The 12,611-nt window shown below is 73.0% G+C and carries 12 protein-coding genes; 8 read left to right on the forward strand and 4 right to left on the reverse strand.

The window, feature by feature from the left end:
- Window positions 1-10: 10 nt before the first annotated feature.
- Window positions 11-1,282 (reverse strand): anion permease, encoded by a 1,272-nt coding sequence (locus ACQPZG_RS26700; protein ID WP_433548252.1) that lies wholly within the window; start codon window positions 1,280-1,282, stop codon window positions 11-13.
- Between the two features lie 305 nt (window positions 1,283-1,587).
- Here ACQPZG_RS26700 and ACQPZG_RS26705 point away from each other — a divergent pair, with 305 nt between their 5' ends.
- From ACQPZG_RS26705 to ACQPZG_RS26715, 3 genes are all read left to right on the forward strand, one after another.
- Complete coding sequence (locus ACQPZG_RS26705) at window positions 1,588-2,283, forward strand: class II aldolase/adducin family protein (RefSeq protein WP_433548253.1); 696 nt, start codon at window positions 1,588-1,590, stop codon at window positions 2,281-2,283.
- A 298-nt stretch (window positions 2,284-2,581) separates the two neighbouring features.
- Complete coding sequence (locus tag ACQPZG_RS26710; protein WP_433548254.1) at window positions 2,582-3,724, forward strand: alpha/beta hydrolase family protein; 1,143 nt, start codon at window positions 2,582-2,584, stop codon at window positions 3,722-3,724.
- 341 nt (window positions 3,725-4,065) lie between these two features.
- Window positions 4,066-5,463, forward strand: a complete 1,398-nt coding sequence (locus ACQPZG_RS26715) for a hypothetical protein (protein ID WP_433548255.1) — start codon at window positions 4,066-4,068, stop codon at window positions 5,461-5,463.
- Between the two features lie 29 nt (window positions 5,464-5,492).
- Here the strand turns inward: ACQPZG_RS26715 and ACQPZG_RS26720 are convergent, their stop codons facing one another.
- Window positions 5,493-5,894 (reverse strand): VOC family protein, encoded by a 402-nt coding sequence (locus ACQPZG_RS26720; RefSeq protein WP_433548256.1) that lies wholly within the window; start codon window positions 5,892-5,894, stop codon window positions 5,493-5,495.
- A gap of 107 nt (window positions 5,895-6,001) precedes the next feature.
- Window positions 6,002-6,892 carry a KPN_02809 family neutral zinc metallopeptidase gene (ypfJ, locus tag ACQPZG_RS26725; RefSeq protein WP_433548257.1) on the reverse strand — a complete coding sequence of 297 codons (891 nt, stop codon included), beginning with the start codon at window positions 6,890-6,892 and terminating at the stop codon, window positions 6,002-6,004.
- 208 nt (window positions 6,893-7,100) lie between these two features.
- On the opposite strand from ypfJ, the gene ACQPZG_RS26730 reads away from it, so the two are divergent.
- The 4 genes from ACQPZG_RS26730 (at window position 7,101) to ACQPZG_RS26745 (ending at window position 11,189) form a co-directional block, all read left to right on the forward strand.
- On the forward strand, window positions 7,101-7,883 hold the full coding sequence (locus ACQPZG_RS26730) for a hypothetical protein (RefSeq protein ID WP_433548258.1): 783 nt from the start codon (window positions 7,101-7,103) through the stop codon (window positions 7,881-7,883).
- A gap of 102 nt (window positions 7,884-7,985) precedes the next feature.
- Entirely contained in the window at window positions 7,986-9,584 is a 1,599-nt protein-coding gene (locus ACQPZG_RS26735; RefSeq protein WP_433548259.1) for an ABC-F family ATP-binding cassette domain-containing protein, read from the forward strand.
- 401 nt (window positions 9,585-9,985) lie between these two features.
- Window positions 9,986-10,204, forward strand: a complete 219-nt coding sequence (locus ACQPZG_RS26740) for a helix-turn-helix domain-containing protein (RefSeq protein ID WP_185035675.1) — start codon at window positions 9,986-9,988, stop codon at window positions 10,202-10,204.
- 193 nt (window positions 10,205-10,397) lie between these two features.
- A complete protein-coding gene (locus tag ACQPZG_RS26745; protein ID WP_433548260.1) occupies window positions 10,398-11,189 on the forward strand; it encodes an enoyl-CoA hydratase/isomerase family protein in 792 nt (263 codons plus the stop codon).
- Between the two features lie 15 nt (window positions 11,190-11,204).
- Here the strand turns inward: ACQPZG_RS26745 and ACQPZG_RS26750 are convergent, their stop codons facing one another.
- Window positions 11,205-11,942, reverse strand: a complete 738-nt coding sequence (locus ACQPZG_RS26750) for a nucleopolyhedrovirus P10 family protein (RefSeq protein ID WP_433548261.1) — start codon at window positions 11,940-11,942, stop codon at window positions 11,205-11,207.
- A 100-nt stretch (window positions 11,943-12,042) separates the two neighbouring features.
- On the opposite strand from ACQPZG_RS26750, the gene ACQPZG_RS26755 reads away from it, so the two are divergent.
- On the forward strand, window positions 12,043-12,570 hold the full coding sequence (locus ACQPZG_RS26755; protein ID WP_433548262.1) for an Asp23/Gls24 family envelope stress response protein: 528 nt from the start codon (window positions 12,043-12,045) through the stop codon (window positions 12,568-12,570).
- The last annotated feature ends 41 nt before the right edge of the window (window positions 12,571-12,611 follow it).

Below are 12,611 nucleotides of genomic sequence, written 5' to 3' on the forward strand. Positions count from 1 at the left end.
GTGCGCTTCCTTAGACCGAGGCGGCCGGGCGGGACGCCTCGGTGGGGGAGTGGAGGGTGGCCTTTATGTCACCGGTGACCATGTGCGTGGCCTCGTGCGGGAGCACGCCCGCCGGGGGCGGGGAGACCGAGGCGACGGCCGCGGAGACGACGCCGGCGTTCTCGCCGGCCGGAGCGTCCAGGTCGTCGGCGGTGACGTTGGTGTGGTCGACCGGCTTGCGGCGCGACAGGAGCCAGATCACGGCCGACCCGACGACCAGCAGGATCGCGACGGCGGTGACGCCCCACGTGCCCTGACCGGTGAGGAACTCGGCGGCGGCGGCGATCGCACCCGCGGCCGGGAGGGTCAGGCCCCAGGCGACGAACATCCGGGTCGCGGTCGACCAGCGGACCACGCCGCCCTTGGGGCCGAGGCCGGCGCCCATCACGGAGCCGGAGCAGACCTGGGTGGTGGAGAGGGAGAAACCGAGGTGCGAGGAGGCCAGGATGACCGTCGCGGCGCTGGTCTGGGCGGCGAAGCCCTGCGGCGGCCGGAGGTCGGTGAGGCCCTTGCCCATGGTGCGGATGATGCGCCAGCCGCCGAGGTAGGTGCCGAGCGCGATGGCCACACCGGCCGAGACGATGACCCACATGGGCGGGTTGGAGCCGGGGACCAGGACGTTGCCGGTGACCAGGGCGAGGGTGATGACACCCATCGTCTTCTGCGCGTCGTTGGTGCCGTGCGCGAGCGAGACGAGACCGGCCGAGGCGATCTGGCCCGCCCGGTACCCCTTGGCGGTGGCCTTCTCGTCGGTCCTGCTCGCCAGCTTGAAGGTGAGCTTCGTGGCGAGGTACGCGGCGATGCCCGCGACGATCGGGGCGGCGATGGCGGGCAGCAGCACCTTGGTGATGACGACGCTGCCGTTGACGCCGGAGGCGCCGACCGACATCAGAGTGGCACCGATGAGGCCGCCGAAGAGTGCGTGGGAGGAACTGGACGGCAGGCCGATCAGCCAGGTCAACAGGTTCCACAGGATCGCGCCGACGAGCGCTGCGAAGATCACTTCCGTCGTGATGCCGCTCTCGTTGATGAGCCCTCCGGAAATCGTCTTGGCGACTTCGACGGAGAGGAAAGCACCTACGAGGTTCAGCACGGCGGACATGGCCACCGCCGTCTTGGGCTTGAGTGCGCCGGTCGAGATGGTGGTGGCCATCGCGTTGGCAGTGTCGTGGAAACCGTTCGTGAAGTCGAACACGAGAGCGGTCACGATCACGATTCCGAGAAGGAGCGTGATGTGTTCCATTTACCCAGGCAATCGTTTGAGGTCAGTGGCGCGTTGAACGTAGGCAACCTGAGTGAACGGAAGATGAACTGGGCAGGGCGCTGCGGTGACCCGAAACGCCGTGTCGCCGTTCCGTTTTCCACCGGAACGGCGGAGCCCCAAGGGCTGACCGGCGCGTCGACGTCGCGCGGGGCCCCTCGACCGCCCGGACGACCCGTCGAGGAGATCCTCGTCACCCGGAAGCGGGTCCCGGTCGCCGCCCGCCCCTGCGCACACCTTCCGTACGCCACTGCCGTACCGGCGCCCCGGCTGGCAGGATGCCGCCCATGACGAACAAGGCGACGGCTGCGACGGCTGCGACGGACGGGACAGGCGGGGCCACCGCGGTGCCCCGGGCCTGGCGGGAACTTCTGGCCACCGCCCGCCGATCGGTGGCCGACGGCCTGGTCGTCGGCACCTCCGGAAACGTCTCCGTCCGCCTCGGCGACCTCGTGCTGCTCACCCCGAGCGGCGTCCCCTACGACCGGCTCGGCCCCGACGACGCCGTGGGCGTCGACCTCGACGGCCGCCAAGTCCTCGGCGCCCTCGCACCGACCAGCGAACTCCCCCTGCACCTGTCCGTCTACCGGGCCACCGACGCGCGCGCGATCGTGCACACCCACGCCGTGCACGCCACCGCCGTCTCCACCCTCGTCGACCGGCTCCCGCTCATCCACTACATGGCCGCCGCCATGGGGGGCCCGATCCGCACGGCCCCCTACGCCACGTACGGAACCGACGAACTGGCGGAGAACGTGCTGCACGCACTGCGCGACCGCAGCGGATGCCTGATGGCGAACCACGGCGCCCTCACCTACGGCGACACCCTCGACCAGGCGTACGACCGCACCGCCCAGCTGGAGTGGATGTGCCGCCTGTGGCTCACCGCCTCCGCCGTCCCCGGGCACTCCCCGTCCCTGCTCTCGGGCCCGCAGCTCGACGCGGTGAAGGAACAGCTGCGCGGCTACGGCCAGCGCGGCTGACCTCCCGGCACGGCGGGCCCCAGGCTCCGGCTCGGCCGCCGCCGTCCCCGCCACGGGATAGGGCTCGGCCTCCTCCGCCCTGTCACGTGAGCGGGCTCGACTTCCACCGGCCACGCCTGCTCGCGGGCCCGGGATCGGCCGCCACCGGCCGCGTCCACGGACTCGGGCCCAGCCTCTGCCGACCCTGCCTGCCCACGGGCTCCGAACCGGCCGCCCCCGGCCCTCCCACATGAGCGGGCTCGGCCTCCACCGGCCCTGCCCACTGGCAGTTCCGTCCCGCCGTACGGACACTGGAGCGGTGCACCCGGCTAAAGCGACGGCAGCGGCCGTCACCACCCTGATCGGCATCGGCGCCGCCACAGTCGCCGCCGCCCGGTACGCCGGCGCCGCGGCCCTCAACTCCTCGCCCCGACGGCCCCCGCCCGGCGACCCGGGCGTCACCGTGCATGCCACGGCGCCCGGACGGATCACCCTGACCCGCGACCTGACCACGCTCCGGCCCGGCGTGTACGGACTGGAGGGCGCCGGGGCGGACGGCGAACGCGTCCACGCCGTCGTCGGCCCCGTCCTCGAAGAGGCCCCGCACGAGGCCCACACCGTCGTACGCCGCCTGAAGCGCGTCACCCGCGGTTCCCTCGAACCCGGGACGACAGTGCGGCTCACCCCGTACGTGCACACCGGCGACCCGGGCAGCGCGCTCGGCCTCGACTTCGAGAACACCGACGTCATGGGCGAACTCGGCGCGCTGCCCGCCTGGTTCGTGCCCGGTTCCCGCGCCACCTGGGTGATCACCGTGCACGGCCTCGACGCGACCCGCGAGCACCCGCTCAACGTCCTCGCGTTCCTGCACCGCCACCGGATGCCCGTGCTCGACCTCGCCTACCGGGGCGACGCGGGCGCGCCCCGTTCGCCCGACGGCCTCGGCCACCTCGGCGACTCCGAGTGGCGCGATCTGGACGCCGCCATCCGGCACGCGGTGCGCCACGGCGCCGACCGGGTCATCCTGTACGGCTGGTCCACCGGCGCGGCGATGGCGCTGCGCGCGGCGACCTCCTCGTCCGTCCGCCACCACGTGAGCGGGCTCGTCCTCGACTCCCCGGTGCTCGACTGGGAGGCCACCGTGCGCGCCCTGGCCAGGGCCCGGCGCACCCCCGGCGCCCTGCTGCCGCTCGTGGTGCGCGCCGCGCAGGGCAGCACCGGAGCGCACGGCGACCGACTGCGTGCGGCGGCCGACCCCGACGGGTTGCGCGTCCCGGCGCTGATCATCCACGGGCCCGGCGACACCGTCGCTCCCTGGGGGCCGTCCCGCGCACTCGCGCAGGCCCGGCCGGACGTGGTCACCCTGCACACCGTTCCGGACGCCGCCCACGCGGCGATGTGGAACGCCGACCCGGCCGGCTACGAAGAGGTACTACGGCGCTTTCTCACCCCGCTGATGTAACGGCCCCGTGCGGCGGTCCCTCGCGGGGCGGACCCAAGCGGAGGCCGGGCTGGCGGGAAGCGGACCCCGCGGGTGGTCGCGCGCCACCGGGACATGCGCCCTGCGTGGCGGGCCGGGCAACGGTGACCCGGGTGCCGCGTGGCGGGCCGGGCAACGGTGACCCGGGTCCCGCGCGGCCGGCCGCGCCACCGGGACCCGGGTCCCGCGGGTGGTCGCGCACCGGAACGCGGCCCGTCGGCCCCCTCCGGATGAGCGCCTTGTAGCAGATCCGACGCCGCTCCGTGGGCGGTGCGCGACATTCCGTTTGGGCTTTCGGGCAGTCAGCGGAGACACTGCTGCACGTGACGTCCCGTACACCGCGCGACTCCAGACTCCGACTTGTCCGCCCGCGACCCCTCGCCACGGCCCGACGGGCCGTGACGAACCGGCGTACCCGCCCGGCCCCCCGCCCCCCAGAGGGGACCCCCGCCCAGGCGGAACTGGCCCGTCACGCCCGGGAGGTGCTCGCGGACGCCGCCCGCATCGCCCGCTGGGCCGACACCGAGCGGGCCCGCGGCGCGGCCCCGCGGCCCGGCCAGGCCGGCACGCTCTCCGCCGCCTCCGCCGAACGCGCCGCCGAAGCGCTGCGCCTCACCGAGGCCAAGGTCCGCGCGGGATGGGACCGGGCCCGGCTCGCCGGTCTCGTCGAGATCCACGGTGCCAGCGCCCGCCCCGGTTGGCGGCTGCGCGCCTGGGACCGCGACGACGCCGCCGTGCTGCGCGGCTGGGTCGCCCTGTTCGACGCCTGGTCGATCGTCCACCCGGCGCCCGAGGGCATCACCCCGGTCACCGTCGCGGAGGTCGTGGAGTCCGTCCCGCAGGTGCTCTCCCTTCTTCAGCTCTCGGCCGGGCCCGTCCTGGTACCGGCACTGCTCGACCTGCTCCAGCAGCGCGTCGCCGAGCTGCACGAGGAGCGCTGCGAGGTACCGCCACACCTGCACGGCATCCCCGCCCAGTCCGCCACGCACTCCGCGCCCGCACCCCTGTCCTCCCTCCTCGACTGGGCCCTGGAGGGCCTCGCCTCCGTCGGCGCCCTGACCCTCGGCGAGGGCCAGGCCACCCTGACCCCGCTCGGCAGCTGGGCGGTCTGGGTCAAGCTGGAGCAGATCTGCGTGGCCGCGCAGAGCCCCGCCGGGAACATCGAGCAGTCCGCCGACGCCATGCTCAGCGGCTGCGCCGGCCTCACCCCGGGCCCGGCCCGCGCCGAGTACCGCGCCTGGCTGGCCGCCCGCACCGTGGGCAGCGCCGTCCTCGAACTCCTCGAAGTGGCCCGCGGCGAGGACGCCCTGCTGCGCGGTCTCGCCTTCGAGGCGCTGCGCGTGGTGGGCGCGCCCGCCGAGGCCGAGGTGCGCGCCGCCGCCGACGAGCAGGCCCTGCGCCCGTACGCCCTGCTGTGGCTCGCCGAGCACGAGGGAGTCGATTCCGAGGACGCCCACGACCTGCTCACCCGCGAGGAGTCCACCTGGCTGTGGGTGGACACCGCCGCCGCCGTCGCGGACCACGGCGAGAGCGAACTGCTGGTCCGTCACCTCGAATCGGCGGTCCAGGGCACCGTCCCCGCTCTGCTCGACGAGGTCCGTGCCGTCGGCCACCCGCGCACCGTGCAGGTACTGGTCGCGCTCGCCGCCGCACACCCCGACCCCGCCCTCGCGAAGGCCGTGCGCCGCGCGGCGTTCCAGGTGCACACCGGCGGGGCGTAGGGCGCGAGGCGCGCACGTCTGCCGGGGGCTCAGCGATGCGCCCCCGGCACGTACGTCCCGAAGGCCCAGATGTTGCCCTCCGGATCGCGGGCCGTGTAGTCCCGCGAGCCGTAGTCCTGGTCCGTGGGCGGCATCAGGATCTCCGCCCCGTGCTCCGCGGCCCGCTGGTGGTGGGCATCCACGTCGGCCACCACGACGTACACGCTCGACGGGCCCGAATCCGCCATCGCCTCGTCGAATTGGCCGCCCCGGCCCTTGCTGCCCAGCATCACCGTGCCGTTGCCGAAGCTCAGCTCGGCGTGCTCCACGGTGCCGCCCTCGCCCTCGAACACCGGGCCCCTCGTGAAGCCGAAGGCGCCGGTCAGCAGCTCGATCGCCGCCTTCGCGTCCCGGTACAGCAGGCTCGGGTACATGCTCGGTACGTCAGTCATGCCACTCACCCCTCGATCTGTGCGCGTCACGTGATGTGACCTGTGACACAGTCTCGCAGTCGGCACCGACAATCGCGCCGACCAGCGCGAACGCCGACGGCAGGGGCTCAGCGGAAGGTGTTGCAGCGCGCCATGTCGCCCGTCTCGAAGCCCGTGTAGAACCACTGCTGCCGCTGGGCCGCCGAGCCGTGCGTCCAGGTCTCCGGCGTCACCCGCCCCTGGAACTTCTCCTGGATCCGGTCGTCGCCGACCGCCGCCGCCGCGTCGAGACCGTCCCTGATGTCGTCGTCGGTCAGCTTCGTGATCAGGGGCTTCCCGGTCTTCTCGTCCGGCGTGCGGGTCGCGTGCTGGGCCCACACCCCCGCGTAGCAGTCCGCCTGGAGCTCCACCCGCACCGCGTTGCTGTCCGCGCCCTGGCGTCCGTCCTGCGAACGGGCGAGGGTCCCCATCCGGTTCTGGACGTGGTGTCCGTACTCGTGCGCCACCACGTAGGCCTGCGCGAAGGGGCCGCCGCTGGAACCGAACTTCGTCCGCAGCTCGTCGAAGAATCCCAAATCCAGGTAGACCTGCTTGTCGCCGGGACAGTAGAAGGGTCCGACGGCCGAGCTTGCCGTACCGCACGCCGTGCCGACCCGGTCGGTGAAGAACACCGTCTTCGCCGACCCGTACGTCGCGTCCCGCCGCGCGAACTCCTGCCGCCAGAAGTCCTGCACGCTGTTGACCACGCCGAGGATCCGGCAGTCCTCCCTGGCATTGGCGTCCCGGCCGGTCCGGCAGGACTGCTGCACCTGGGCCTGCGAGGACGGCGCCGCGGCCGGGTCCTCCCCGTCGGAGGACAGCCCCAGCTGCTCCGGGCCCACCCCGAACACCACCCCCATGATCAGCGCGATGAAGCCGACGATGCCTCCGCCGATCGTGGCCTTGCCACCGGGAACGCGACTCCCGCGCACGTCCCGGACCTCCGAGGTGTCCAGATTGGCGTCGTCGTCGAACTGCACGGGGCCACACCACCCTCTGCTCACGCTGTTTCGGCCGGTCGGGGACGGCGACCGCCGCCCTGCGCCGAGTATCAGCCCATTCGCTCCGTTACGCGCTTCTCCTGCCCCCCGAGCACCCCGCCGAACGGGGGACCCTCTGCCCGCCGCCCCGCCGTGTCGTCCCGCATCCCTCCACCGACGCCGCCCGTCCGCCGATACGTTCCGCTCCATGCTCCGACCCCGCCCCGGCCGCCTCCGCCGCCCCGCGCGCCTCCTGGCCCCCGTCCTGGCCGCCGCCCTCGCCGTCCCCCTCCTCACCGCCGCCCACCGGGCCCGCCCCGCCCCCTACGGCGACCTCCTCACCGTCCACGCGCCGGTCACCGCCCCCGGCCCGGCCCCCGCCGTCCGCATCCGCGACCGGGCCGTCGAGGCGCACGAGAGGACCACCGGGCGCGTCCGGTGGACGTACACCCGTACGGGGCGCCGTCCCCTGGCCGTACGGCCCGCGTCCGGCCACGTCTTCACCCTCTGGAGCGACGGGCTGGTCACCGACACCCCCCGGGCCCACGGCCGTCCGGTCCGCTGGCACCGTGCGATCCCCGGCTTCGACGGCCGCGCCACCGGCGTGCTCCAGCCGCTCGACCCGGCGGCCGAGATGCTCGCCGTCGTCACCCCCCGGCACATCGCGGCCTACCGCACCGCCGACGGCGACCTCCGCTGGGTGCTGCCCGCCCGGTCCGGCTGTGCGTTCTCGGCGGCCCGTACCGTACGCACGGCCCGCGTCCTGCTGGTGGCGCAGCCCTGCCCGGTACCGGCGGCCTGGACCGACCAGGTCGTTCCCGTCGACGTCCTCGGCCGCGTCACCCCGGGCCGCGTCCCGCTGGGCAACGCGTCCGCGGGCGCCCACCGGAAGGAAGCCCCCCACCGGACCGAAGCCACCCACCGGCCCGTGCCCCGGCCCGTGCCCCGGGCGGTCCCCGGGCCCCGAAAAGGGATTGCGAGCTCCCGTTAGACTGGGCCGTATGGCTCTTCTCCTTGCGCATTAGCGGCGTCGAAGCAGAATCCCCGCCCGTTTCCCACCTTCCGCCGTCCCACCCCGCACAGGAGTACTTCCGTGATCACCGCCTCCGGCATCGAGCTGCGTGCCGGCGCCCGCATCCTCATCGAGAACGCGTCCTTCCGCATCGCCAAGGGCGACCGCATCGGGCTCGTCGGCCGCAACGGCGCGGGCAAGACCACGCTCACCAAGTGCCTCGCCGGCGAGGGCATCCCGGCCGGCGGCACCATCACCTCCTCCGGCGAGGTCGGCTACCTCCCGCAGGACCCGCGCACCGGCGACCTGGACGTCCTCGCCAAGGACCGCATCCTCTCCGCCCGCGACCTCGACTCGGTCCTGCGCAAGATGCGCGAGAACGAGGAGCGGATGTCCAACGGGCAGGGCGCCACCCGCGAGAAGGCGATGAAGAAGTACGAGCGCCTGGAGACGGAGTTCCTCACCAAGGGCGGGTACGCCGCCGAGGCGGAGGCCGCCACCATCGCCGCCGCCCTCGGCCTGCCCGACCGGGTGCTCGGCCAGCCGCTGCACACCCTCTCCGGCGGCCAGCGCCGTCGCGTCGAACTGGCCCGCATCCTCTTCTCCGACGCCGACACCCTGCTCCTCGACGAGCCCACGAACCACCTCGACGCCGACTCCATCGTCTGGCTGCGCGACTACCTGAAGAACTACCGCGGCGGCTTCATCGTGATCTCCCACGACGTGGAGCTGGTCGAGACGGTCGTCAACAAGGTCTTCTACCTGGACGCCAACCGCGCCGCCATCGACGTCTACAACATGGGCTGGAAGCTCTACCAGCAGCAGCGCGAGGCCGACGAGAAGCGCCGCAAGCGCGAGCGCCAGAACGCCGAGAAGACGGCCAAGGTCCTCCACGCGCAGGCCGACAAGATGCGCGCCAAGGCCACCAAGACGGTCGCCGCGCAGAACATGGCCAAGCGCGCCGACCGCCTGCTCGCGGGCCTGGACGCCGTCCGGGTCTCGGACAAGGTCGCCAAGCTGCGCTTCCCCGAGCCCGCGCCCTGCGGCAAGACCCCCCTGATGGCGGAGGGCCTGTCCAAGTCGTACGGCTCCCTGGAGATCTTCACCGACGTCGACCTGGCCGTCGACAAGGGCTCCCGGGTGGTCATCCTCGGCCTCAACGGCGCCGGCAAGACGACCCTGCTGAGGCTGCTGGCCGGGGCCGAGAAGCCCGACACGGGCCAGGTCATCGAGGGTCACGGCCTGAAGATGGGCTACTACGCCCAGGAGCACGAGACGCTCGACCCCGAGCGCACCGTCCTGGAGAACATGCGCTCCTCCGCACCCGACCTCGACCTGGTCGAGGTCCGCAAGACGCTGGGCTCCTTCCTCTTCTCCGGCGACGACGTCGACAAGCCGGCCGGGGTGCTCTCCGGCGGCGAGAAGACCCGTCTCGCGCTCGCCACCCTGGTCGTCTCGTCCGCGAACGTGCTGCTGCTCGACGAGCCCACCAACAACCTCGACCCGGCCAGCCGCGAGGAGATCCTCGGCGCGCTGCGCACGTACAAGGGCGCCGTCATCCTCGTCACCCACGACGAGGGCGCCGTCCACGCGCTGGAGCCGGAGCGGATCATCCTGCTCCCCGACGGCGTCGAGGACCTGTGGGGACCGGACTACGCGGACCTCGTGGCCCTGGCGTGACCGGTCGGCCCGCCCCATGGCCGCGGCACAGTCCGGCGGCAAAGTACCTGGCAGGGCGGCCCCGCTGATCCACTCCGACTGGATCATTCGGCCTACGCGTGATCCTCAATCTGAGTGAGTGCGTCTCGTACCGCGGTGCGGCGCATCCGCCCCGAAGGCCCGTCCCGTGCCGGGACGGGCCTTCGGCGTGCCACTGATCGTTTAGCCGTGCTGACCTGGACATTCCCGGGAGCGACCGGATTCCGCTATGGCGAAGGACACGCGGAATGAGCCAGTCCGGGTGCGGTTGTCACTTCCTCCGCGGCGCACCTTGTTGTACGGACCTTGCCGAATGGGTGGCCAGGAAGCCGGGGAGGGGTGATCATGAGAAGTCCAGAGCGCACTTCCTTGAGGAGGCACGGGTGGCCGAGACTCTTAAGAAGGGCAGCCGGGTAACCGGCGCCGCGCGCGACAAGCTCGCGGCAGACCTGAAGAAGAAGTACGACTCCGGTGCGAGCATCCGGGCGCTGGCCGAGGAAACCGGCCGCTCCTACGGATTCGTCCACCGGATGCTGAGTGAGTCCGGAGTGACGCTGCGCGGACGCGGCGGAGCGACGCGGGGCAAGAAGGCAACCGCCTGACGGCCGCGCGGACGGAGTTACCGGCTTTACGTGTGCAGCTCGACCCGTACGAGACCTCGTGTCCCGCACGGGACGGGTGCGAGGTCGCAGTGTGTGGGGCCGGTCGTTCGCGCGGTCGGCCGGGTGGTTACTGTGCAGTCACTTAAGTCCGCTTGAGTGGCGGCGGCACCGTATCCGACCCCGGAGGCACCCCATGGCTTCGCTCGACCCCGTACTCGACAAAGACGGCGTGCAACTCACCGTCGAGGACGCCGTAGCCACGGTGACCCTGGCCAACCCGGCCAAGCGCAACGCCCAATCCCCCGCTCTGTGGCGGGCGTTGACGGAGGCCGGGAGGGCGTTGCCCGGCGATGTCCGGGTGGTCGTGCTGCGCGGAGAGGGCAAATCCTTCTCCGCGGGCCTCGACCGGCAGGCGTTCACTCCGGAAGGCTTCGACGGTGAGCCGTCCTTCCTCGACCTCGCGCGGGGCTCCGACACGGACCTCGACGCGGAGATCGCCGCGTACCAGGACGCGTTCACCTGGTGGCGGCGTCCCGACCTGATCAGCATCGCCGCCGTGCAGGGGCATGCGATCGGCGCCGGATTCCAGCTCGCCCTCGCCTGCGACCTGCGGGTCGTCGCCGAAGACGTGCAGTTCGCCATGCGCGAGACCAGCCTCGGCCTCGTGCCGGACCTGACGGGAACCCACCCGCTGGTGAGTCTCGTCGGGTACGCCCGCGCGCTCGAAATCTGCGCGACCGGACGCTTCGTCCACGCGGCGGAGGCCGAACGCACGGGCCTCGCCAACCTCGTCGTGCCCGCGGCCGAGCTCGACGGCGCGGTGCGCGACCTGACCGCCGCCCTGCTCGCCGCACCGCGCGACGCGGTCGTCGAGACGAAGGCACTCCTGCAGGGCGCCGCGGGCCGTACGTACGACCAGCAGCGCACCGCGGAGCGGGCGGCGCAGGCACGTCGGCTGCGGGACCTCGCCGGGCTCTCCGACTGACCCCACGCCGTCCGGCTAGGCCATGCCGTCCGTGACCACCTCGGTGATCAGCACGGCCACCGACGGATGTCCCTGAACCGCGCCCGCGACCCGCGCGCGGACCTCCAGGGCCACCTCCAGAGCACGGCGCTCCCCGGTCACCGCCACCTCCACGAGGACGTGGCCGCCGGGCGGCGCCGTGTCGTGCGTGACAGGCCGCGTGCCCAGTACGGTGGTCAGCCGGGCCACCCCGGGAACGCCGAGGGCCGCCAGCGCTTCCGGCCCGTCCGCGGCCGGAACCCCGTTCTGTCGCCCGGGTGGACCAGCGGGCGGCTGTTTCTCCGCCTCGGGCCTGTCCGGTACGTCGCCCAGCAGGCCCGTGACGCGCAGGTCCACCTCCACGACCTCCAGCCCCAGCCGGTCGGCGGCTGCCGCGAACAGGGCGGACCGCAGCCTCTTCGCCGTGTACGGGATCGGTTCGTGCGGCGTTGCCCGGAACTCCGCCGTCACGCACAGCGGGCCGAGCGGCAGCGAACCCGGCGGTGGCGGCACGGCCGGGCTGCCGGGCACCGCGTCGGGCTCGGCCAGCCCCACCCTGAGCGCCCCGAGCGCGGTGCCGTCGACCGACCGGCCGGCGAGGCGCAGGACGCGGTCCGCCGCGCGTTCCGCGATCCACACGCCGTCCCCCGGCCCGCCCAGAGGCAGCAGTCTGCCCAGGCCCAGCCGCTGCCGTACCGCCTGCGTCCAACCCTCGTCGGGTGCTGTGGATGCCATGGGGCCAGCCTGCCGCATCCCGGGCGCGACATCGGGCAGGCGGACTTAATGTGGCAACGGAGTCCAGTACCGCGTACCCCCCGGAAAGGGATGAACAGCGATGGCTGACACCGAACAGCAGCGCAACGAGCAGCAGCGCGGCACCATCCGGACCGGCGGCCAGGGGAAGGAACTGTCCGCATCCCCGGGCGTGTCCGCGTCCGGCGCCAGTTCCCCCCAGCGCGGCGGCGGCGACCCGTCCACCCGTGGCCGCACGACCATCGCCGACGGCGTGGTGGAGAAGATCGCCGGCCTCGCGGCCCGCGACGTGGACGGCGTCCACGCGATGGGTGGCGGCCTCTCCCGTACGTTCGGCGCGGTCCGCGACCGGGTGCCCGGCGGCAACGCCAAGTCCGTGAGCCGCGGTGTGAAGGCCGAGGTCGGCGAGGTGCAGACCGCGCTCGACCTGGACATCGTCGTCGAGTACGGCGTCTCCATCGCCGACGTGGCACGGGCGGTGCGGGAGAACGTGGTCGCGGCCGTCGAGCGGATGACCGGCCTGGAGGTCGTCGAGGTCAACATCGCGGTCGGCGACGTGAAGCTGCCCGACGAGGAGGACGAGGACGAGCAGGAACAGAGGCTGCGGTGAAGCACAGATCCGGAAGTTCAGACCTGGGAGTGAGGGCGGTT

The organism is Streptomyces sp. CA-294286, assembly GCF_050947155.1.
GTDB lineage: Bacteria > Actinomycetota > Actinomycetes > Streptomycetales > Streptomycetaceae > Streptomyces.

Bases quoted from the DNA above. Each gene is read 5' to 3' on its own strand.
- ACQPZG_RS26700 (WP_433548252.1), bottom strand. From the start codon at position 1,282: ATGGAACACATCACGCTCCTTCTCGGAATCGTGATCGTGACCGCTCTC.
- ACQPZG_RS26750 (WP_433548261.1), bottom strand. From the start codon at position 11,942: ATGGCATCCACAGCACCCGACGAGGGTTGGACGCAGGCGGTACGGCAG.
- ACQPZG_RS26755 (WP_433548262.1), top strand. From the start codon at position 12,043: ATGGCTGACACCGAACAGCAGCGCAACGAGCAGCAGCGCGGCACCATC.
- ACQPZG_RS26720 (WP_433548256.1), bottom strand. From the start codon at position 5,894: ATGACTGACGTACCGAGCATGTACCCGAGCCTGCTGTACCGGGACGCG.
- ACQPZG_RS26730 (WP_433548258.1), top strand. From the start codon at position 7,101: ATGCTCCGACCCCGCCCCGGCCGCCTCCGCCGCCCCGCGCGCCTCCTG.
- ACQPZG_RS26745 (WP_433548260.1), top strand. From the start codon at position 10,398: ATGGCTTCGCTCGACCCCGTACTCGACAAAGACGGCGTGCAACTCACC.
- ACQPZG_RS26705 (WP_433548253.1), top strand. From the start codon at position 1,588: ATGACGAACAAGGCGACGGCTGCGACGGCTGCGACGGACGGGACAGGC.